Below are 21,982 nucleotides of genomic sequence, written 5' to 3'. Positions count from 1 at the left end.
GTAAGCTATGTCAAAAAAAAATAAGAAATCAAAAAACCTCAAAAATTTACCTAAAGAAATCAAACAAGTTTCTGAAGTTATCATCTTTGAATTTGGAAAGAAATTTAATAAACCTCAGGCAAATGAAGGGAATAATCAAAAGATGAGGCCCTATTTTCTAGATGAATTGCTGAACCCCTGAATTTATTTTTGTCTAAGGCTTTCCACGAAATACATATCGATTGAAAGACTATTCGTTCCTTTACGTCTTTGAATAGGCAATTTGCCTCGATATGTGCAAATAAAAACATCCTTAATCCTTTCATAAGTTTCATGGGAAATATTAATTTTACCCTCTTCACTTTGCGCCTGTAAATGATTAGCGATATTGACAGTATCGCCCCATATGTCATAAGCGAGCTTTTGTTTACCCACAACTCCCGCAATGACAGGACCAGAATGAATTCCCAGACGAGCTTTCCATTCAATATGATATTTTTGTTTGACTAAGGCTTCGGATTCTATCATAAAATCACGTATTTCTATCGCTGCTAAGACACAATCGAGGGCTGGTGAATCTTTATGCTCTAGGACACCACTTGCAAACATGTAGCCATCCCCGATTGTTTTAATTCGTTCGATTTGTCTGGATTCAATGATGCGGTCAAAATTTTCGAAATAAAACTCGAGAACTTCAAGTAAATTTTGGGGCTCTAGTTTAGAAGAGCTTTCGGTAAATCCGGAAAAATCGACAAATCCAACGGTTGCATTTTCAACACGTGTAGGATTAACAGATCCATAGGCTAGTAATTCTTGCGCAACATAAGAGGGAAAGACATTGAGCATGATTTGTTCTTGCTCTTTTTGAGCTTGCTTTAGCTCTGAATTTTTTCTTTGAATTTCCTCTTTAAGCTCTTGCAATTCAATATTTTGTTGGTGAATATGTTCATAGGTTGAAAGTAAAAAATTCAAAATGTATTGTCGATTCGTGCTAATTTTGTAGGTTTGATTTCCAAAGACAATTTCTTCGGTACTCGAAAAAATTTGAGGACTGCTAGATCTCCCTACCAGCTCTTTTATGCGCAAGAGCAAGAGATCGTTATTCCAAGGCTTGGTGATATAGTTGTCTGCACCTGCTTCAATCCCTTTAATCAAATCTTCTGGGGAGGCCAGAACGGTGCAAATAATCACTGGGGTCGATCTAAGATTAAGGTCGGTTTTTATAATGCGGCATAGCTTAAATCCATCCATAATGGGCATATTTACATCGGTGATCACTAAGGCAAATTTTTGCTTCTTTAAGAATTCTAAGGCTTCGGCTCCATTTTTGGCTGTGAGAACATCGTAATTGGCTTGGACAAGTACACGACGTAGCATGATCGCTTGCAAGGGAGTGTCATCCACGACTAAAATGGTTTTTTTATTGTCATCATTCATTTTATTAACTCTTCTAATGTGGTGATAATATTTTGTAGATTGAACTCTGATTTCGTGAGATAGGCATTAGCACCAGCTTTTAGCCCTTTTTCTTCATCTTTTTTTGATGATAGATCAGAAATGATGATAATAGGAAGGATGTAATTATAATCTTGTGTTCGAATGTGTGAAGTGAGTTCTAATCCATTCATGCGAGGCATTTCTACATCGGTAATCATTGCGTCAAATTTCATTTCTTGGAGAAGTTCAAGCGCTTGTAGGCCATCCTCAGCAATAGTCACTTGATAATTTTTTTCTTCCAACGCATGTTTAAGGATTACGCGTGAAATGGTGGAGTCGTCTACCAGTAAAATGGATTTTTTTTTGCTTTTGAAATGTAAAGCTTCTTCATTTTGAACATTTGAAAGGTAAATGAGTTCAAATGGGTCAATCACAATGCAAACACTGCCATTTTTTAAAATGGCAGTTCCGATAACTCCCTTATAATCAAATAAGGGGGTTTTATTAGGAAAAATGACGAGTTCTTGTTCTTCAAGGATAGCGTCTACAACCAATCCAATATGTTTTTCAAATTTACGAATCATGACACAAGGAATGGGATCTGCTAGTGAAAAGTGTTCTCTTGTTGAATTTAGAAGATATTTTAAAAAATAAACCGGATAGGGATTTTGAGAAATGTTGATCATGTCTTGTCCTTCAATCGAAAAAAACTGCTCGGATTTAATCCATAAGCAGGCATCTACCCTATCAACAGGAATGGCGTAAGTGTCCCCATTTTGTGAAATGAGTAAAACATGATTGGTGACGAATTCAATCGGCAGCTCAATAGAAAATGCGCACCCTTTTTCCGCTTGAGAACGCACACGGAGATGCCCCGAACAATCTTGCACCATTTTTTTGACAATATCTAAACCGATCCCACGACCTGCAATATCTGAGGGTTGCTTAGAGGTTGAAAATCCAGGAAGAAAAATTAGTTCAATTAGCTCTTGAGGCGTTTTATGATCGAGTTCTTCTTGGGTAAAAAGCTTTGAATCCATGGCTTTTTGCTTAATTTTTGTGAAATCTAAACCAGAGCCATCATCAATGATTTCGATCACAATCGTTTGTTCTGTCTGAAATGCTTTTAATTCGACTTTTCCTTTAGGATTTTTGCCGAGCTTTTTTCTGATTTGCGGAGGTTCTATTCCATGGGCAATTGCATTGCGTAGAATATGTGTAAGGGGATCCTTTAGATTATCAATGATTTTACGATCCACCCCAATCCCTTCACTAGAAACGATAAACTCAACCTCTTTATCTAAGCTTAAGGCAAGCTCACGTATCATGGTTGGGAATAAATCAAAAAGTTTGGAAATCGGCAATAAAGTAAGACGGCGAACATGTTGAATGAGTTTAGAAGAAATCACCTGCAATTTATGGATAGGATCCCTTGCTTGATTTTGCAAAAGGTTGAGCTTGTCTTCAATTTGCTGATTGAGTTGTTCTATTTTTGTATGTGCTAATTTTCTTGAGAGGATCTTTTTTTCTTCCCAGGTCTCCACTAGCGAATCAATTTGGCTATTCAGTTGTTCAATTGTGGTTTTGACGACATTTAATTCTGTAACTTCATTCATTAGCTGGTTGATCTGCTCAAAATTAACGCGTACAGTCGATATGTGAATGTCCTGATTTTTAAGGGTGCCATGAGGTGCAATCGTTTTAGTTAGGAAATCTTTTCTTTGAGAAATTTTTTTTATTTTATTAATGAGGGACGTGTCTTTTTGACTGCGAGGAGGAGGGAGTTTCGGGGAAGAAGCTGATGAAGAGAAAAGAACCTCTTCTTGCATGACATGTGAGGCTTTTTCCAACAGTTCTGAAATATCGACGCGTGCTGGAGCTCTCCCAATCTCTTCCTCTGTAAATAAGTGAATGGCATCTAAAATTTCGTAACACAGTTTTATTTGTCCTGGAAAAATTTGACTTTTGGATGCTTTAAGATGTTGTAAAATACCCTCAAATCGGTGAGTGATAATCTCAATAGATTTAATTTTGAGTAAGCGAGCAGAGCCTTTAAGGGTATGTGCATCACGCAATAATTCATTCCAAACGGTTTCATCGCGAAAGTTGGTTTCTATTTTTTTTAGATTGGATTCGATTGAATGAATTTTTTCTTCACTTTCTGCTTCGAATAAAATTCTAAGCTCTTCATCTTCAATCATATATTTTACACAATGGTTTTTAGTTCTTCAGAAACAAGATTGAGATTTTCCAGTTCTTTACGCGTTTGGTCCATTCCTTGTAATGTTTTACCTGTTGACGTGTTTGCTAAGTCAAGTGCTTCAGTGACCCGCTCAACTGCAGAGCTTTGTTGCTTCACATTTTTAGAAACCTGCTCGGCACCCACGAATGAGTCCGTAGTAATGGAAATGATTGCATTAAAAGCCTCGGTGGAAGATTGGGCCAATTTAATGCACTCTTGTACCGTTTTATTCCCTTCGTCGGCAATTTGCATCGTTGAATCGGTCGCAGATTTAATGTCTTCGGCCAAAACATCAATTTGCAATAAAAATTTTTTGCTTTCATCTGCTAATTTGCGTATTTCGCTAGCTATGACCGAAAAACTTTCACTATGTTGCTTAACTTGGGCAGCTTGAACAGCGGCATTTAGAGCTAAAATGTTCGTTTGATTAGTGATATTTCCCGTCACGGCAGCAATATTGTGAATTTGTTTGGTGATTTCAGTCAGTCGCAAAACATGCTGGCCGATTGCTAAAACTTTGTCTTTATGTTGAATCAGTCCCTCGAGCATTTGCTTAATCAGCTTATTGCCTTTTTCAGAAACATGAAGGGAGTTTTTACATCGATTGCTTGAATCCAGGGCAAGCTCTTCCGTATGTTTAAAAGAACGATTTAATCCTTTTAGAGAGGAAGTTGCATCTTTAACGGAAGACACTTGTTCAGAGGTTAAGGACGTTTGCGTTTTTAAAAGGCCATCAATTTCATTTGAGGTTGATAAAATTCTTTTCAGAACTTCACGCAGACGGTTTGTTACGGAATACCCAATGATTGTAGCTAAAATGACCCCCATTAAAATCGTAAAAATCCAGCTGATGTTGGCAAAAAATTGCATTTTTTGACCCAAGTCATTAATGGTTCTTTCTATCGTTTCGTTATATTGATTTGTTAAACGGATGACCTCGTCAATTTTGGCGCGATGCAATTGATAAAAAGTTTTTAAGGGACCAAATAGGAGTTCTTCAGCTTTTGCATGATTGCCCGCTTTAATTGCGGGTAAAAATTGTTGATGCCATTGAGTGAAGAAATCTTCGGCAGGTAAGTGAGATTCCGTTAAAACATGTTTAATGGGACTTTCAGGCAAGTTTGTCATCCAAAAGTTATAGCGTTCGTTATATTGTTTTTGTAAGTCTAAACTTTTTTGAATGAGACTTTGTAATTCTTCTGGGTCTTTTTCATAGGCTTCTTGAAAAGAGAGCAAATATGATTCGACAATATAGGCCGGAGGGGGGAGAATATCTGCGAGAAGAGCTTGACCCGAACGAATTTCTTGGTAGTAAGGCCCATTAATAGCAATTTTTTGTACCGTGATTGAAGACATGTAGCCGTAGATAAGCATCCCTAGAATCAGAATTCCTGTCAGCCAGGCCAGCTTGGTTCTAACCTTTAAGGCATTGAAATAATCGAGCATTTTTTCTCCTTATAAGGAAAATAACTTAAAAATTTTGTGTGTGTCTAAAACACCTAAAAATGCATTTTTATAATGAATCGTTGAGGTCAAATAATGACTTTTTTCTTTTTCGATGCTAGTTTTAATCGCTTCTTTAGGAAGTAACAAAACATCGATCACATCATCTACAACCAGTCCAAAGAGAGTCTGGGAGATTTCAATCACAATGACTTTTAGTGATTCAAGATATTTTTCTCGCTTTGACTGAATGAATGTCCCACTATCAATTAGAGGGAGAATCATTCCACGTAAATTAATGAAACCGAAGAGATAGGGATGCGAAAAAGGGAATGGTGTAAAGCTGCGAACGGAATAAAATTCTTTAATGTGTTGAACTTCGAGGCCAAATAACTCTTTATTTGATTCTGCAATGGCAAATGGAGCTAAGTTGTGATTTTTTTTTGACGTCAAGGTCTGAGAAAGTTGTTTTGCCCTTTCAGAAAGAATGTTTTTTTCGTATTCTTGTGAAAGTAGAGCTATCGAAATCAATGTTTTCTCTTTAGTAAGAGTCTTTGAAGGATATGTATATAAGTTTTTGTGATTTAAAATAAAAACAGCTTCCTCGTTGTAAAGAGCGATTGAAGAAAAAAATTGGGTGTGGGTTTTGTGCAAATTTTCTTTTAAGAGGGCTTGAGAAACATTCAAATTGATAGGTGAAATCGCTAAGACATCCTTTATGATCAAGCCATAACATAAGTCCTTATCTTTTAATATGATTATGTTGTCTTGCAGAGAGTAAGGAGTTGCAGGGGATCCCAATAAAATTGCGGGATCCAGCACAGGTATAACGTCTTGGTGGTAATTGAAATAACCCACGAAGCCAGGAACTGAGAAAGATAAAGATTTTAATTCTGGTAGCAAGACAATTTCGAGAATGCACGTCACATTCAAAGCGTAAAGGCTGTCTTTGATTTTAAAGAGAAGATAATGTAAATCACTTTCATTCATAAATCAAATCGATCTCCCTTCTGGACAAATCCACGAAATCCATCCTTTAAGGCATTTGGAAGGGGACCTGGTTGATAGTGGTAAAGCCACATTTTGCTTTTAATAGCAAGAGGAAGGGTCGCAAGTTCAGGATAGCGGGCATGGCATCCGCTGCAAATCGCGGCAGTTTCACAATCATGAAAGATAAGATCAGCTTTTTCAAAATAAGGTAGTAAATGTTGTGGATCAAATTGCGTATCGGTTGTGATGAAGATCGATTTTTCTTTAAAGGTTATATAGAGACCAAAGCAAGGTTGTGGAATGTGATTAGAAAGGACATGCGTTGTGGGGATTAATGTGAAATGGATCTTTTCCCATTCAAAAGTTTGAGAAATTATTTTGACATGAAAGAAGCTTTCCAAAGAGGCTTCCTCGTTTTCCAAAGAATGCAGTCCACCCGATAAAACATGCTCCCATAAAGGACCGGCCAAAGCATTATTTATATAAAGCGTTGGCTTAGCATGAGCCTCTAAATTAAATTTGGTTTGAAAGGCCAGCCATTCTAATCCTCCCACATGATCGGCATGCAGATGGCTAATATAGACATCATGAATGTCTTGATAATCCAGATTTTGTTCATGCAAAGAGAACCGCGCATCGCTCCCACAGTCTATGAGTAGATTTTTGTGTGTATCTGATTGCAATAGTAAATTCGAATGGTAATTTCCATCTCCGACTGTGAAAGCTGACCCTGTTCCTAAAAAAAGTAATTTCATTTTTCCTAATGATTAGACAAGTGATGGAGAATCAAGAGATGAGTACACCTTTTTTTTGTATATAACTTTGATTTTAAAAAATGCAAACGGATCTTTTACGAGAAAGTTCAAAAAAAATCTGTTTTGTGGTTTTACGCAAGTTTGTTACACTCCAAACCTTTACTGACAAGCGAGTACATAACCGATGAAACGTTTTCAAATTCTTCTATTTTATTGTTTTCTCACCCTGATTTTTTGTGAAAAAATACAATCCAGCGAAGTTCTCATCATTGGCGGAGGGCCTACCGGGCTGGCGACAGCCATTGAAGCTCACAAAAAAGGTGCGCACGTCACAATCATCGAAAAAAGAGCGTCCTATTCGAGGCCTCAGTTTGTTTTTCTTTTGAAATCCTCTTTAGATCTTTTAGAAAGCTGGAATGTGGCCTTATCCCATCTTCAAGTATTAGATTTTGGAGGGGAACACATGGGGTTGGTGCGCATTAAAAATTTGGAGAAAGGATTGAATGCCAGAATTAAGGAGTTGGGAATCAAAAAAATTCAGGGTGAATTTAGGGCTTTAGAAAAGGATAAAAAAGAAGCCATTGTTGCAATTTCTGGAGAAAATATTTCCCTTCCCTATGATTTTCTTGTTGCTGCAGATGGGGTGCATAGTAAGGTGCGCGATTTTGCCGGGATTGAGTGTGAGTGCTTAGGTCAGGCTGTAGGTGTGTGGACGTTCGTTCCTTTTAAAGATCATTCAAGGGGAGTGGATGTCTCACCCATATTGAAGAAGGAAGATTACTTTATTCGAAGAATTTCTGTTCCAACGGGAAGTATTATTTTTTTACAGAGTTTTACGCATGACACCGAATTATTTGCCCACATTTCGTTGGAAGATTTAAAGGAAAAAGTTGCTAAGTGTGAATGGTTTTTAGAAGTGGAAAAGCTGGAAACAGACCCTGTTATTATAGCGGATAATGTTTCTATTCTTCTTCAGAAAGCCAAAACTTTTTCATCTTCGCAAAAAGGGGTTTTGGTTCTAGGTGATGCGGCCGCCACGGCTAGCTTTTTTCATGGGATGGGAGTTAACACTTCTTTGCAAACAGCTGTTTTGGCTGGAGACTTTTTTCAAAATAGTGATCGACAAGCCGCATATGTGGACTTTAACCACAAGATGGAAGAAGTGACCGATCAACTGATTAATTTTAGCCGATTTTTATTTGAAGAAGAGCATATAGATGAAGAATAAATTTTTTAGGAAACTCTGGCTTAGAGCTTCCTAAAATGAGAAAAATTATGATTTAGCTACTCGGCGAGCTTCTTCATCTCGAGCGTTTGCTTCAGCGGCATTTTTTGCTCGTTCCTCTGCTTGGCGTTGTTCAAAAGCTTGAGCATGCTCTTGATCTGCTAATCGTTCGGCTTTTCTTTGTGCTTCTTGAGCTTCTTCCGCTGCAATTCTAGCTTCTCTCTCTGCTTTTCTTTCCGCTTCTTTTTGTTCTTCTTGCTTTTTGATTTCTGCCTGACGAGCTTTTTCTTCAGCGATTTGCTGGTCTAATTTATCATTTTCAGCTTTAACTTTTTGTTCATTTTCTCTTCGGCTTTTTTCCAATGATTCAGCCTCTCTTCTATTTTTTTCTTCAAGTCTAGCTCGTTCAGCTATTTGGTCTTCTTCAAGCTTTCTATTTTCTGCTTCAGTCTTTGCTTTATTTCTCTCGCTTTGTTCTTGAAATAAGCGATCTTCTTCAGCTTTTAACTCTGCCTGACGTTGTTTTTCAGCTTCCATTTCTTCCGCAGCATGAGCCTCTAATTCTTCTTGCCTTTTTCGCTCAGCTTGTTGTTGGTCAGCGATGTTTTTGGCATCATGCGCGATGCGTTTAGCTAAATACGCTTTTTGGTCTTCTGGTGTTAAAAACGGTCCTGAGTCGGGTGATGCACAAATCAATCTTGTATCACTAGACATTTTGATAGCTAATTCGAGTGAAGTTTGAAATCCATAACCACGGATTTTATTCCAAAATTTACTCATCCAATTAGCAATTTTTCGTGCAGGTTTAAAAGCAATTTGTTTGTTTTCTTTATCAGCTTTGATATGCGTAATAATTGCGTTAATTTTTTGGGTGTTTTCTGGAGAAGGCGTTGAACCAATGATTTCTTGAAGATCTGACAGAATTTTTATGGTTTTTAATTTTTTAAAGCCTTTGTCAACTTTATTTTCAAAAACTCTAATTTCATTGCCTTTTACAGCAATTGATTTGAAGTTAGAAAGAGATTCTAGATTAAAACTATTAATGTGATTTTCTGTAATTTTCATATATCCCCCAATTTAATGTTGGGGGAGAATGCATCAAAATTGTTAAGAAATGATAAAGATTAAAAACATGGTTTACTTTTGTCTTAAATCAAATTCTAATTTCCAATGTTGATTAGTTGAAGAAACACACCATAATTCTAAAGTGCCTAATTCTGTAACACGAGATTTTAATTTGACGCGGAGTGTTTTTCCATCTCCTTCCATTTTTTCAATGAACGTTTCGATGGGTGGAAGTTCGGTTAATTCTTGTTTCCATTGTTTGATGATGGTTCCTATTTCTGGATCTGTTCCATCTGCAAATTTTTGAGTCGCATGGCTGAAAAAGCGGAACGTTGTGGGCTCTCCTACAACAAGAGAAAATTCTTGGTCGGGAAGTTCTTTTTCAGAGCCTTCTTCCATTCCAAAAGGAACGACACAGATGGCTTTAAGAGGTGTTGGCATCCCTGGAATTGCTGGAACAGCATCTTCCACCCCAATATAGTAGCTTCTACTTGTGCCACTTTTAATCCGTATCCCTTTTCCTTGGCGAGCTAAGCCATAGTAGACAGCGCCACGGCTTACTGCAAAATCTAGATCAGGATTTGGGAGAACTTGAATAGGAGCTTTATTAAGAGTTGTAGCCCAATTATTTAATAATTCGACAAAACGATCTTGGAAAGCTTGCGCTTTCATTGTTCCCCCATTGAACAAGATTTTTGAGGGTAACACAAATTCTTCCATGCTTCCACGATCCCCTTCTCCCGTCATTGAAAGAAATTTCGCGAGTTGTGACGTAATACGTGGATCTTGTGCATAAGGTAAGCCAATTTGTTGCAATCCTAAACGTTTTTCTGTAGGGGAGCGGTCTTCCGGAGCAATTAAGGGGTAAAAACCATCGACGAGAATAGCTTTGGCCTCTGCCAAGGTAATTTTTGTTTTAAGTGATCCGCCGATAAGTTTGCTGCCTCTTCCCATGACTGTGACATCCACATGTTTGGGTGGATTTTCTGACATTAACAATTCTTTTGCATGGCGGCAGGTTTGGGTGAGAGCTTGCAATTGTCTTTCATCTAAATGGTGCCCTTGTTCTTCCAGTTTGTTTTGGGCTAGATAGGCTAAGCTTAAATCGAGGTTATCACCCCCTAAAAGTAAATGAGAGCCTACTGCTTGCCTTTTTAAAGTGAGATTTCCGGCTTCGTCCAATATCGAAATCAAGCTAAAGTCCGTGGTTCCTCCACCTATATCGACGACAAGAATGCTGTCACCTACTTGTAGTAGGTTATTTCTCCAAATGTCGTGGTGTTGGTGCATCCATGCGTAGAAAGCAGCTTGAGGCTCTTCCAATAAAATTGTTTCGGGATAATTTGCTAAACGAGCAGCCTCTTGAACAAGTTCTCGAGCGCTTGGATCAAAAGAAGCGGGAACTGTAACTAAGATTTTTTGTTCGACAAATGGGGCTTCGGGCATTTTTGTGTCCCAAGCTTCTTTCAAATGCCTTAACAAATGTGCGGTCACTTCAAGGGGGCTCATTTTAGGGCTTTCATCTGCATGAGGAGGTAAAATGGCGGATCGACGATCCACTCCAGAATGGCATAGCCAGGATTTAGCGGATGAAATGAGTCGATCGGGAAGTTCACCTCCGCGGTCTCTTCCAAATGTTCCCACACAAAATTCTCGTTCGGCATCCCAGCTCAACGCGGCACTCTTTGCCTTTAATTCTTCTTGCAAAGGAAAATACAGAAAAGAGGGAAGTGAGGGGAGTTCTTGTTCCTCACCTGCTGCTGCAAGCTGAGGAATGGAAAATTGATGAATCAAAGGCTGAGAAGTTGGTGGAAGGGATGGATCAAATTCTGCAAATGCAAGTGTGCAATTGGTTGTTCCAAGATCTATGCCAATAATCCACTGTTTATTCTCACTCATTTTGATTTCCCTTATGATTTTCTAATGATATCGATTTCAGCAGGACAAATAATTTCATCCAGATGCGTATCAGTTTTTTTAGGTAAAGATTTCTTATGCGCCTTCCAGCCTCGATGGATCACTGTTCCAGTGAAAGGAGGTGTGCCGCTTAAATGCCCCACAAGCTTGTACATTGAAGGATCATATCCTGCCGCGATTTGAATTTTTGAGCCTTCATTTTCGTCTAAAAGAGGGCGAATCGCGACCAAGTCATCCAATGTTTTTTGACAGTCTTGATGAATTTGCCTGACAGCGGCACCCACCTGGGCATCATCAAAAGATGAAATGTCTTCTTGAATAAAGTCGATTAAACGACCCGTTCTTTGCAAGATGGCTAGCAAACGTAGATGAGAAGGATCTGATTCTTGCTGAGGAATTTGTTTAGATGGTTGTTGTCCATCTAAAAACTGTTGAGCCCCTTGCGGGTCTTTAAAGGCTTTAAAAAATGCTTTAAAGGCTGTGATTAATCCCATAATCGATTCCTGGTGTTAGACTTCATGAATGAGTGTTTCAAGGTCATGCAAATGATACTCTTCGTAAGGGGAAGCAATCCAGCCACCTTGAATAAGAATTTCTAAAAACAGTGTACATGTGAAGAACAAAAAGAGAATGGCTAAAAGAGGCTTTCCTCCGGGTACTTTAAAAGGGCCTTTGAGGTTCATCCAGTAGCGGCCGATCCAGATCATCAGAATAGGGAGCATCCCATTTAAAATAGAGTCTCCAAAGCCACCTGATGTTTCTAGGGCAACGAGGAAGATTCGTTCAAACTTAACTGCAAATAAAAGCGTTGGCACAGCGATTAAGATGCTTAGTAAAACTTTTCCAATCCCTTCTTTTTTGATGGACAAACCATCAGCGAGAAAGTCGAATAAACCTAAAGTCATTCCAAGGAATGAGGTGGCGATTGCAAAGAAAGCAAAAAATTCCGCAACTGTACAGATCCAAGTGCCAATCACATGTTGATGCAAGCATTGTGTCGCAGGTTCCCCTTTGATTAAGGCTGCGGCAAGTCCATTATGTCCACCTACAGGAATGATCCCTAAAATCAGAGACTGCCAGATTGCATAGATAACAAATGCGATAGAAGTCCCACCAATAATGGCCCAGCGTAAAGCATTGGGATGACTTTTGAGATAGGGAGTCAAGCTGGGAACCATGGTTTGAAAGCTAAAAGCGGTCAGTAAAAAAGGAACCGCAAAAAGGGAGACGTTCCATTTTTGATAGCTAAGTAAGGTTGGGTGGATTTCATCAATTCCGACGACAACAAGTCCAAGATAGGCTGCAATCATGGCAACGAAAAGAATGGTATTTACTTTTCCTACAAATCGGCTTCCCAGATAAATGACGAAGGTAAAGAACACCACGAAAATTAGAGCTCCAATTTCTTTGCTGATGGGCAGGCCTAAGTAATGTCCCAAAGCAGACGCAATTTGAATGCCTCCGCCAGCAGTATAAGCGACGATAGAGGCGTAGCAAATAAATAGATAAAGAAACCAACTTACAGCTTTTCCAATTGGACCTAAAATCTTTTGCGTCATGGTGATCACATGTGCGCCTTCCTCAAACCATAAACTTACTTCGACGAGGAAAAGAGCTGTCAGAGTCATTGCTAGCCAGCAAACGGCCATGATAGAAAGAGAGGGAATAAAGCCGCTGACTCCAGTTGCAACAGGTAGTGCGAGCATTCCACCGCCAATGCAAGTTCCAGCAACTAAAAACATTGCTGAAAAAATATTTCCTCTTGAGATGGGCTGTTGTTGCTCCACACAAATCCTTTATGTTGATTATCTAAAAGGATAAAAGTTTAATCCTAAATCCAATTGTATGCAAGTTAAAATGGTATCAAAAATTATTTGTATTCACCTAGACAAATCAAGCTATTTTGCACATTTCCAGTGACTTCGACTCTGCGGTCAGGATGGATAAAGACATCATATTCCAATCGTACTCCAAATTCATTTGGAAGATAGATTCCAGGTTCTATTGAGAAGCAGGTTTCTGGCAATAAAAGTCTTTCATCGTGTGTCTCAAGATTATCTAGGTGAGCTCCTGGACCATGGTCTTCTTCTCCAATGTTGTGACCCGTGCGATGGATAAAAAAATTCCCAAAACCTGCTTCTGTGATTACATCGCGACTGACTTGATCGGCTTCCCAGCCCATAACGGGCAGGTTGTTTTCGATATTTTCTTGGATAAAGCGTGTTGTGGCATCTCGGGACTCTTTAACAACCGAAAAAATCGTTTGTTGCCACATTGTTGGGGTTTCGGCAGCCACGCCGACTTGCGTGATATCTGCATAAACAGCATGAGTGATATTTTGTTTGCACCATAAGTCAATGAGAATAAAATCACCTGGACGAATTTCTGCAAAATGTTTGGCATCAGGTGTATAGTGAGGGTTCGCAGAATGCGCGTTGACTGCGCAGATGGGGGGATCGGATGTGATGCAGCCTTTTTCTTTCATGCAGTTCAAGAGAAATTGTTGTACATCATACTCTGTCACTTTTTGACTTGTGCTTAATTTATCTGCGATCAATTTCCAAGCTAGCTGAGCACTTTCTTCCAAAATTTTAAGCGCATTTCGATGTGTCTGTAGTTGAAAGGCGGTCCATGTACTCGTATAGCTTTGCAAAAGATCGGCCGAGCTCATCACTTCAATGCCGTATGAGCGAATCATTTCGATGGTGCCCGCATCTACTTTAGAGATTGCTGGAATGGCGTTGCGTGGAGAGTATTCCATTGCTACTTGTTTTTTATCCGAAAGAAGCCGAGCTAGATGGCCCTCTAGCTCAGGCCATGAGCGGTAGGTTAATTTTTCTCCAGGTAAGTGGTCCAGGAGGTGGCTTTCAATGATGCTAATGATTTTAATGGGGGAGCCTATTTGAGGAATCCAATAAAAAAAACGTCTAGTTAAATTGGTTTCAGGCGCAATTTCAAGAAATTGGCATGCCAAGGGATTTGAGCGGCGAAAGTCATAAAGCAGCCAGCCATCTAATTGGTTGTCTTTAAGCTTGTGCTGAACATCGTGTAAAGTCTGCTGAAATGACATATTGCCTCTAAAAAAGTGATAATAATTGTTCTGAAAATAGGTTTACAAAAATCAAATGAAATTTTAAGATTTCTTCTTTTAATTTTAATGTCAAAGTTGTTTTCGAATGCTAAATATATCAAATCTCTCATTTTCGTATGAAGGAAACAAGATTCTTAAAAATCTTTCGCTTAAATTGAATAAGGGAGAAAGCGGAGCTCTGATTGGAGCGTCTGGATCGGGCAAATCGACATTGTTTAAAATTTTAACGAGGCTTCTTTCTCCTGCTTCAGGAGCAATTTTAATTGATAACAAACCATTGTCAGAGAATGACGATTTAATTGCATACATGATGCAAGAGGACTTGCTTCTTCCATGGCGTACGGTTATTCGCAATATGACACTCAGTGCAGAGCTAGGCAAAAAAACAACAGTCCCTCTTCCTCAGTTAAAAGAAGATGCGCGTCGATTATTGGGTTTGTTCGGATTATCAGACTGTGAAGATAAATTTCCGGATGAACTTTCTGGTGGAATGCGGCAAAGAATTTCGCTTGCTCGTGCCTTGATTTTAAATCGTCCAGTCTTACTTTTAGATGAACCGTTTGGATCTCTAGATGTTGTCTTGAGGGAGCAGATGTATGTCTTTATGCGACATATCCAAAAACAATTGGAGACAACCATTTTGATGGTGACCCATGATTTTCACGATGCTCTTGCGATGGCCGATCACGTATTTTTATTGCAAGAAGGGGAGATTACTGAGGAATGGAACATTTTAGATGAAGACCGCCACCATCCTGAAAAAGCCGGACGCCTCATGCACCAAATGCGTGAAGCTTTACGGCAAGTGGAAAGAGTTCAAGGGTTAGCAGCTCTTTAATTAATTCTTTAGTTTAATATACCTTTTTTTAAATCTGAAGCTATCAGTAAATGAATAAATCCTTTATATTAAACTTAATGGATTCAATATTAATCAGATAATGTCTGAGGAAAAGATGAAAAAAATCTACTTACTTCCCAATATTATAACAGCATTTAGCTTAACATGCGGTTTGTTTGTCATTTTTAAAATGACTATGACAAATTTTGGCCAAGTAGATCAACATATCTTAATGGCAACAGCAGGAATCATGTTACTAGCTGCGTTCGCGGATTTGCTTGATGGAGCGGTGGCTAGAGCGATGAAAGCGGAAAGTGAATTTGGTGGGATTTTTGATTCTTTAGCTGATGCTGTAACCTTTGGTGTTGCTCCCGCTGTGATTGTACTTAAAACAGCTAGCTTGGAACAGGGATCGCAACTTTCAGCTTTTTTGACAATTGCGGCAATGATATTTTCTGTTTGCGGCGTTTTAAGATTAGCGCGTTTTAGTGCATCTGCCCAACAGGCTCGTGGCGATGAGGAGCTTTTAGCTGCCAATAAAAAAAATTTCACGGGGCTGCCAATTCCTGCTGGGGCAGCGGCAATGGTCTCTGCTAATCTGTTTTTGGCTTCAAATGATTTTAATCACTATATTTCCATCAGTCTTGAAACGCAAGCGTGGTTTTTGATCTCCGCTTTTGTTGTTTTGGGCTATTTTATGATTAGCCGATGGAAGTTTCCCAGTTTTAAAAGCTTACATGTCAGAGTGGCTTCTTTTCAGTTAGTGTTTTGCATTGTTGTGGCAGCAGTTTTGATTTTTTATGGAATCGTACAGCATTTTCCTTTGCTGTTTTTCATCCTGTCTTGGACTTATGTTTTAATTGCCTGGACTCTTTCTTTGATTCGTTTGATTTCTGGAAAAAAGTCTAAAACATTAGAAGATTTTGAGCCTGAGCCTGAAGACACTGAATGGCATGAATAGGAAATCCTATCCATTAGTCATATAATCTGACGAGTCCGACAACGATTCCCTGGATGACAAGATCATCCAAGTGAATCATGATGGGCGACTGTGCGGAATCATGTCCAGCCAAGCGCACATATTGGCCTTCAGGATAGTAACGTTTAATAAATGTTTCATGTTCATTGAGTAAAGCGACAATCCATTCCCCTGAGCACGCTTCTCTACCCGTTTCGACTATTAAAAGATCTCCGTCGCTGATCATCTCATCATTTAAAGAGTTTCCACGCGCTCGCAAAATATAACTTGAATCGGGTTCCTGTACTAAAAACTTTGGAACCGCGAGGGATTGTGTTTTTGGAAAAATTTCAACAGGAAATCCGGCCAAAATATGTCCAATGAAGGGGAGTTCTAATTCATGTTGATTAAGGTGAGATGGTTTTGTTTCTAAGGGCTTTATTGATCTGCTGCATTTTTTTTCAGACGTTAATAAACCTTTTCGCTTTAAGACTTGTAAATGCTTGGAAACAGAACCCAAAGAAGAATATCCAAAATTTTGCATAATCTCTCGATAACTGGGAGAAAATTGATGTGAATGGATAAATTCTTGGATGTAATCCAAGATTTCTTGCTGTCGTTTAGTGAGTCCTTTCATATGCTTTCTGATGTAATAACCAATTAATACTCAAAGCACACCACCACATGATTAAGCCGGAGAAAAGAACATCCGAAAAAAAATGTCCCCCTTGCGCAACGCGCGTTAAACTGAGTAATGTGCCGAAAAGAAGTGTGCAGATTGCTCCCATATAAATGAGGGATTTATTTTTTAACGTATAACCTAAAACAACAAGGACAAGAAAATAAAATCCCATTGAGCTGTGTCCACTCGGAAAGGATTTAGTTTTTTCAGGTTGCTTTGCAAAATAGGGGACATAGTAGGGACGAAAATTAAGCTGTCCGCCAAATTCGGTGATTTGTCTTGGTCGTGGCCTGCCCCAATTTTCCTTCAGAATGGCATGGACAACGAGGCCTGATCCAATCGCGCAAGTGAGGACAAGCAAAAGTGCACTGGATCTCCATTTTTGCCATGCGTGAATAAAAAAAGAAAGAATTAAAACGACAAGCGCGCTTACCGCAAGGAAAAGTCCTGGCCAAGCGCCGTAGTTATAAACCCATTGATAAAAGGCATTTGAAGCAAAATGTTTCGTGCTGTCTGAGTAGAAATAGTGGCTCAGTGCTAAATCGATGCGCGGAGTGAAGGGCGTGATGCAAAGCCATATTATGAGTGGAAGCAACCAACGTATATGCCTTTTAAAATGGATCATATTCTCAAGCGTCGACAACAATAGGTTTAGAATCGGGTTGTCCAATGTTATTTTTTAGTAGATAGACAAACCCATAAAATAAAGGTGTTCCGCAAAATGAAAGAATCAGCTTATATACATAACACGCCAAGATAATATGGATCGTTTGCTCTAAATCCAGTTTCATTCCCAGATAAAGAAGAATCCAATTTGCAATAAACGTGTCGATAAATTGCGAAACAACAATCGCACCGTTGTTTCTAAGCCATAAATACTTTCCGTTAGTTAGTTTTTTTATGAACAAGAAAAGCTTAATCTCAAGAGTTTGTGAGATAATGAATGCTAACATAGAGCCATAAATGGTGATTCCATTTAACCCAAAAGCAGCTTTGAAGGCGACCTGGATTTCGGGATTTGAAGAGGGGAGGGATATCGCAAAGTCAATAAAAAAATGGGTAATAAGAGCTAATCCAAATCCCAGGTAAATCATAAAGCTTGCGTGACGAGACCCATAAATTTCAGTGACAATGTTGCCAGCTAAAAATGTAAAAGGATAGCAGAGCATCCCAACAGGCAAATAAAAATTGGAACTGAAAGGTGCTGGAAATAGCTTCGCAGATAGTAAGCTGGTCACGACAACAACTAGGCAAAAAAACGAAACGATTGAAGTGTAAAATTTTTCTTTCATATTTATTAAATTTAATAGTTTAAAATCTATTCAAACGACAAGATATAATAAGCCGGATAAGCAAAGTGATGATTGGGCCTTGGAGAGGCATGAATCGTCACAGGTTGCCCTATCTTGTCTTGAATTGAGCCGATTGTTGTATACAGATAAGCAATGGGTAAATGTGTGACTTGGTTAATTAAAACAAAATCACCCGGTTTATTTTTAACAGGGCGGGAATATGGTTCAATAATTCCTGTTAACACTGTGTGATTGACTTCTTGTTCTTCATAAAATTCATCAAAAGTTCCTTCTCCGCCACGCTTAGCAATCCATTCTTCGAAACGCTGTTGCTCAATGGATGCCCATTGCAAAGAAGGGGTTTTAGCTTTAGGGGGCGTCGTTGGAGTCGCGACATGACTTTGTTGGGCTTGTGCTTTTGCAGCTAATTCTTTTTCGAGTTGAGCGAGCTTGTTCTGTTTTTCTTCTAATTCAGAAGTCAATTCATAATGCTTTGCCTGCCAATTCTGAGAATGGTCTTGTGTTTTGTTTTCTAGATACGCGATTTTTTTATGCAGATAAATTTCTTGGCTGTGCTTTAAGAAATCTTTTGCTTGCGCCGAAACATCTGGTAAATCGGTGTATTCTTTAGCCATTTGATTCAAGCTTTGAAACAAATGGTCGACATGCATATTTTCGAACGGTTTTTGGAGCTCTGTTTGGAGAGCTAATGTCGTTTGGCTGAAAGTGGAGCAGGCTTCTTGCTTTCTTTTTTCGATTTTAGCCATTAAATCGGGGGGGCCAATTTTTTCAATATAATCTTTGGCAATGTAGAACCGTACATGATTTGGAGGTGTGATTTCCAACCATTTTGCGTTTGATGTACTCACAGATCCGTTTACCCGATCTCCCGTATTCAATTGCGCAATTACAGGGGATTCAAGTGAGGGGGATAGGCGCACGTTTACTTTATGCCCTTCAACAATGTCGTCTAGCACGAATGTGCGAAAAATGTAGGCTTTTGTTTCTTCAGGAGGCAGAATGGCGTAAAACTCGTCTGTTTCACCCGTTACAACAACCATATCTCCGTTGACGATTTCTTTTAAAATCATGCTTTCCATGGAAGGTTCAAGTCGAATTCTGACTTTATTGCGAATCACCTTTCCAGTAAAAGCCGGAAATGCATTTGTGGAAAGTCCAGGTGGATTTGCGGCCATTAAGGGAGAAGGGATAGTTCCAATTAAAGTTGAACAAAAAAGAAGAAGGGTTGTGGAGATTTTGGACATGATCTGCTCCAGGGTAATGATGACAGTGGATAAGTAGATGTTATGTCTTTTAAGGGTTTTAATACAAGAAAAGGATCAGCTAAATGGGTCTTTTGAAGTCTAAAATTTGACTCTTTTTATTTATCTTTATCATGGATTCCAAAGAACTGTAAAATTTAAAAATTGAAAGTTAAAAAGGCTAAAAATACTTAAACCAATGAGTTAATATTTAATATGGGAAGTGTTGAGATTGCGGTGTGAATGCTTAGTAAACATGAGAAGGGTTTTCGTTGCTCAAGTGAGAAAGGACTTAGGAATATTTTTGGAGGCGTTAGCTAAAAACAATAACGTATTCTTCTTACTAATCACAAGAGGCAGGTTGCTATAGTGCCAATTGAGGATTTAGAAATTTTGGAAGCTCTGGAAAATGCTGAAGATATTCGTAAAGCAAAGCTTGCTTTAAAAAATGCAGCAAAGGGAACGATTTCTTTAGAAGAGATGAAGAAAAAATTAGGTTAAATTTACTCTAAGAAGAGTCTTAAAAAGGAAGAACCTTTTGAATTCTTCCTTGTATGCATTTAGCTTTTTAAAACGGCTAAGATGTGTTCGCAGCCTGTGTGGCCACAGGTGCACCCTACTGGGTGACCGAGATAAACACTATATTTCTCTGCCGGGTCTAGGCGTTTAACCACAGAAAATAGCTTATCGCCAGTTTGCGTGATATCCCAGTCGGAAAAACGTAGATCTTCTTCAGAAACGTCTTCTACCGCATTCTCTTCAATGTTCTCGATTTCTTCATAGTCTTCTTCATCAGTTAGGTTTTGATGAATCGTTCTTGCGATTTGGCAATGCATGCAATTGCAATGCGGTTCCGGTTTCGGAATATCGCCTTCAGTTTCGGGAGAAATAATTTTAGCAATAGCTCCAATTTTTCCGAGAATTTCTTCAGGGAGGTCAGGGGCGTCAGCGTGAGCTGGATTGTGCTGTAAGGCTGTTCCTATCCCATCTAATGTTGAGAAACCCATCCGAAAAGGAAGTTCAATTTCACTCACTGTTCCTTTAGAAGACAGTAAGTGAGATGTGGAGGAGGGGGCAAGGGTTTCTTGTTCTAAGAAAGTTGCATGGGTAGAAAAGATTTTCTCAATAATTTCTAGAGATAAGCCTGGTATATTGACGCTTTCGCCTCCCATTAGAGTGACTACTAAGAGAAGTCCCTTCATTTGTAGAGAGGAAATGTTAGCCCAAGTCGTTGAAATATGAGGAGGGATGCTTAAAATTTTATCTGTTATTTTCATAAAGCTCCTTTAACTTCTTTATCTACTTGAAGTTTCAATCTTAGCTCGAGAGGGGATTTCTCGTCAAACTAAATTAGCAGTCGATGGGGTTGATTGCTGAATTGTTCAAAAATAGATCTCTCAACATGCATTTTTGTTTCGCACTTTTTTTCTTTCTTTCGTAAGCTTCGGCTCATAGGTTCACCATACTAAATTGCGTCCCCTTTGAAAAGTTCGGTAAAGGAGGTTCTAGTGAAAAAAACATTTGTACTTGATACTAACGTGATCCTGCATGATCCTGAAGCGATTATTAAATTTCCTCGTAATCGTGTTGTCATTCCAGTAGCTGTTTTAGAAGAACTCGACAAAATGAAACGCTTACCTAATGATTTAGGAAAGAATTCGCGGGCTTTTTTTCGTTTTCTAGATTCTTTAGCATCCGAAGGAAAGGGTGATTTACATAATGGAATCTCTTTATCTAATGATTCCGACGTGCGCATTGCGCTTGAGATTAAAAAAGATTATAAGGGAGACTTTTCTTTATCTACAACAGATAACAAAATCATTATGGCAGCTTATCTGCTATTTGAACGCTCAGAAAATGTTGTTTTTGTTTCAAAAGATTTTGCCGCTCGCATTAAAGCAGAAGCAATTGGCTTGGAAGCAGAAGATTATGAGAACCTCAAGTATGCTTATCAAACCATGTACCGGGGAAACCGACGAGTAGAGGTGACAAAGCATGATGTAGATTCCTTTTTCAAAGATGGATTCATCAAGCTGCCCGATTTAGATTGCCATCCGAATGAGTATCTTGTGATGACCTCTCCAGAGAATTCTTCGGCTGTAGGAAAGTACGACCCTGTACGTAAGCAGGTAGAACCCCTGCTAAAATCTGTCAATATGTGGGGAATTAAACCACGGAATGTGGAGCAGCGCTGTGCGGTGGACCTGCTGTTGCGTGACGATATTAAGCTTGTGACATTACTGGGGCCAGCGGGAACAGGTAAGACACTATTGGCCTTGGCTTGCGGATTAAGGAAGGTCTTTGACGAAGGAATCTATTCACGGATTCTCGTTAGCCGACCCGTAATTCCTCTTGGACGTGATATCGGGTATTTGCCGGGGACAAAAGAAGAAAAGCTCTTTCATTGGATGCAGCCTATTTATGATAACTTAGAATTTTTGTGTGAATCTCCTTCAGGGCAAACAACCGATACCCTGCGCTGGGTCACGGAAAGCAAAAAAGTTGAGATGGAAGCCGTAACTTACATTCGTGGACGTTCTTTACCAAAAATGTATATCATTGTGGATGAAGCCCAAAACCTAACTCCACACGAAGTTAAGACGATTATTTCTCGTGCGGGTGAAGGTACTAAAGTGATCTTAACGGGGGATCCTACACAAATTGACCATCCTTATTTGGATAAAGATTCAAACGGATTGACCTATGCAGTAGGTCGGTTTGCCGATCAAAAAATTTATGGGAATATGTTTCTAGAAAAGACAGAAAGATCGGAATTGGCGGCACTGGCTGCAGAAATTTTGTAGAG

21 protein-coding genes are annotated in these 21,982 nt (G+C 39.1%); 6 read left to right on the top strand and 15 right to left on the bottom strand.

What is annotated here, in order from left to right; genetic code table 11:
• The first annotated feature begins 7 nt into the window (after positions 1-7).
• Positions 8-181, top strand: coding sequence for a hypothetical protein (locus AOM43_RS13505; protein WP_006341070.1), 174 nt, complete (start codon positions 8-10; stop codon positions 179-181).
• Between the two features lie 2 nt (positions 182-183).
• On the opposite strand, the gene AOM43_RS04390 is transcribed toward AOM43_RS13505, so the two are convergent.
• From AOM43_RS04390 to AOM43_RS04370, 5 genes are read right to left on the bottom strand one after another with little or no spacing between them, the layout of a single operon-like run.
• Positions 184-1,416, bottom strand: a complete 1,233-nt coding sequence (locus tag AOM43_RS04390; protein ID WP_006341069.1) for an adenylate/guanylate cyclase domain-containing protein — start codon at positions 1,414-1,416, stop codon at positions 184-186.
• A complete protein-coding gene (locus AOM43_RS04385; RefSeq protein ID WP_013925143.1) occupies positions 1,413-3,617 on the bottom strand; it encodes a hybrid sensor histidine kinase/response regulator in 2,205 nt (734 codons plus the stop codon). Before AOM43_RS04385 ends, AOM43_RS04390 begins: the two co-directional genes overlap by 4 nt.
• 5 nt (positions 3,618-3,622) lie before the next feature.
• Positions 3,623-5,104: a methyl-accepting chemotaxis protein gene (locus tag AOM43_RS04380; protein WP_006341067.1), complete on the bottom strand. Its 1,482-nt coding sequence runs from the start codon at positions 5,102-5,104 to the stop codon at positions 3,623-3,625.
• Positions 5,105-5,113: 9 nt separating this feature from the next.
• On the bottom strand, positions 5,114-6,091 hold the full coding sequence (locus AOM43_RS04375; RefSeq protein WP_059359217.1) for a chemotaxis protein CheW: 978 nt from the start codon (positions 6,089-6,091) through the stop codon (positions 5,114-5,116).
• Positions 6,088-6,846 (bottom strand): MBL fold metallo-hydrolase, encoded by a 759-nt coding sequence (locus AOM43_RS04370; RefSeq protein WP_006341065.1) that lies wholly within the window; start codon positions 6,844-6,846, stop codon positions 6,088-6,090. The genes AOM43_RS04375 and AOM43_RS04370 overlap by 4 nt, the downstream gene beginning before the upstream one ends.
• A 184-nt stretch (positions 6,847-7,030) precedes the next feature.
• Here AOM43_RS04370 and AOM43_RS04365 point away from each other — a divergent pair, with 184 nt between their 5' ends.
• Positions 7,031-8,074 carry an FAD-dependent oxidoreductase gene (locus AOM43_RS04365; RefSeq protein ID WP_059359215.1) on the top strand — a complete coding sequence of 348 codons (1,044 nt, stop codon included), beginning with the start codon at positions 7,031-7,033 and terminating at the stop codon, positions 8,072-8,074.
• 45 nt (positions 8,075-8,119) lie between these two features.
• Here the strand turns inward: AOM43_RS04365 and AOM43_RS04360 are convergent, their stop codons facing one another.
• From AOM43_RS04360 to AOM43_RS04340, 5 genes are all read right to left on the bottom strand, one after another.
• Entirely contained in the window at positions 8,120-9,136 is a 1,017-nt protein-coding gene (locus tag AOM43_RS04360) for a coiled-coil domain-containing protein (protein WP_226987392.1), read from the bottom strand.
• Between the two features lie 72 nt (positions 9,137-9,208).
• Positions 9,209-11,035, bottom strand: a complete 1,827-nt coding sequence (locus tag AOM43_RS04355) for an Hsp70 family protein (RefSeq protein WP_006341061.1) — start codon at positions 11,033-11,035, stop codon at positions 9,209-9,211.
• 11 nt (positions 11,036-11,046) lie between these two features.
• Positions 11,047-11,547, bottom strand: a complete 501-nt coding sequence (locus tag AOM43_RS04350) for a DUF2760 domain-containing protein (protein ID WP_013925139.1) — start codon at positions 11,545-11,547, stop codon at positions 11,047-11,049.
• 15 nt (positions 11,548-11,562) lie between these two features.
• Entirely contained in the window at positions 11,563-12,840 is a 1,278-nt protein-coding gene (locus tag AOM43_RS04345; RefSeq protein WP_013925138.1) for an amino acid permease, read from the bottom strand.
• Positions 12,841-12,923: 83 nt separating this feature from the next.
• Positions 12,924-14,123, bottom strand: coding sequence for a M24 family metallopeptidase (locus AOM43_RS04340; protein WP_059359213.1), 1,200 nt, complete (start codon positions 14,121-14,123; stop codon positions 12,924-12,926).
• Positions 14,124-14,229: 106 nt separating this feature from the next.
• Here AOM43_RS04340 and AOM43_RS04335 point away from each other — a divergent pair, with 106 nt between their 5' ends.
• Together AOM43_RS04335 and AOM43_RS04330 are read left to right on the top strand one after the other, a co-directional pair.
• A complete protein-coding gene (locus AOM43_RS04335) occupies positions 14,230-14,982 on the top strand; it encodes an ABC transporter ATP-binding protein (RefSeq protein ID WP_006341057.1) in 753 nt (250 codons plus the stop codon).
• A gap of 115 nt (positions 14,983-15,097) precedes the next feature.
• On the top strand, positions 15,098-15,943 hold the full coding sequence (locus tag AOM43_RS04330; RefSeq protein ID WP_013925137.1) for a CDP-alcohol phosphatidyltransferase family protein: 846 nt from the start codon (positions 15,098-15,100) through the stop codon (positions 15,941-15,943).
• A gap of 13 nt (positions 15,944-15,956) precedes the next feature.
• Here AOM43_RS04330 and lexA read toward each other — a convergent pair whose 3' ends face one another.
• Genes lexA through AOM43_RS04310 form a run of 4 tightly spaced genes read right to left on the bottom strand, consistent with a single transcriptional unit; the run spans position 15,957 to position 19,179 of the window.
• Positions 15,957-16,577 (bottom strand): transcriptional repressor LexA, encoded by a 621-nt coding sequence (gene lexA, locus AOM43_RS04325; RefSeq protein WP_013925136.1) that lies wholly within the window; start codon positions 16,575-16,577, stop codon positions 15,957-15,959.
• Positions 16,561-17,247 (bottom strand): phosphatase PAP2 family protein, encoded by a 687-nt coding sequence (locus tag AOM43_RS04320; protein ID WP_006341054.1) that lies wholly within the window; start codon positions 17,245-17,247, stop codon positions 16,561-16,563. The genes lexA and AOM43_RS04320 overlap by 17 nt, the downstream gene beginning before the upstream one ends.
• Positions 17,248-17,251: 4 nt before the next feature.
• Positions 17,252-17,914 (bottom strand): queuosine precursor transporter, encoded by a 663-nt coding sequence (locus AOM43_RS04315; RefSeq protein ID WP_006341053.1) that lies wholly within the window; start codon positions 17,912-17,914, stop codon positions 17,252-17,254.
• 26 nt (positions 17,915-17,940) lie between these two features.
• Positions 17,941-19,179, bottom strand: a complete 1,239-nt coding sequence (locus tag AOM43_RS04310) for an SH3 domain-containing protein (protein ID WP_059359211.1) — start codon at positions 19,177-19,179, stop codon at positions 17,941-17,943.
• Between the two features lie 366 nt (positions 19,180-19,545).
• Here AOM43_RS04310 and AOM43_RS13930 point away from each other — a divergent pair, with 366 nt between their 5' ends.
• The gene (locus AOM43_RS13930) at positions 19,546-19,677 is read left to right on the top strand and encodes a hypothetical protein (RefSeq protein ID WP_013925134.1); all 132 of its coding nucleotides are present in this window, start codon (positions 19,546-19,548) and stop codon (positions 19,675-19,677) included.
• Between the two features lie 59 nt (positions 19,678-19,736).
• On the opposite strand, the gene AOM43_RS04305 is transcribed toward AOM43_RS13930, so the two are convergent.
• Positions 19,737-20,453, bottom strand: a complete 717-nt coding sequence (locus AOM43_RS04305; protein WP_006341050.1) for a hypothetical protein — start codon at positions 20,451-20,453, stop codon at positions 19,737-19,739.
• A 231-nt stretch (positions 20,454-20,684) separates the two neighbouring features.
• On the opposite strand from AOM43_RS04305, the gene AOM43_RS04300 reads away from it, so the two are divergent.
• The gene (locus AOM43_RS04300) at positions 20,685-21,980 is read left to right on the top strand and encodes a PhoH family protein (RefSeq protein ID WP_013925133.1); all 1,296 of its coding nucleotides are present in this window, start codon (positions 20,685-20,687) and stop codon (positions 21,978-21,980) included.
• Positions 21,981-21,982: the final 2 nt, after the last annotated feature.

The sequence above is a fragment of the Parachlamydia acanthamoebae genome (genome assembly GCF_000875975.1).
In the GTDB taxonomy this organism is placed as follows: Bacteria; Chlamydiota; Chlamydiia; order Chlamydiales; family Parachlamydiaceae; genus Parachlamydia; species Parachlamydia acanthamoebae.
This window is presented reverse-complemented; position numbering and strand designations above follow the sequence as displayed.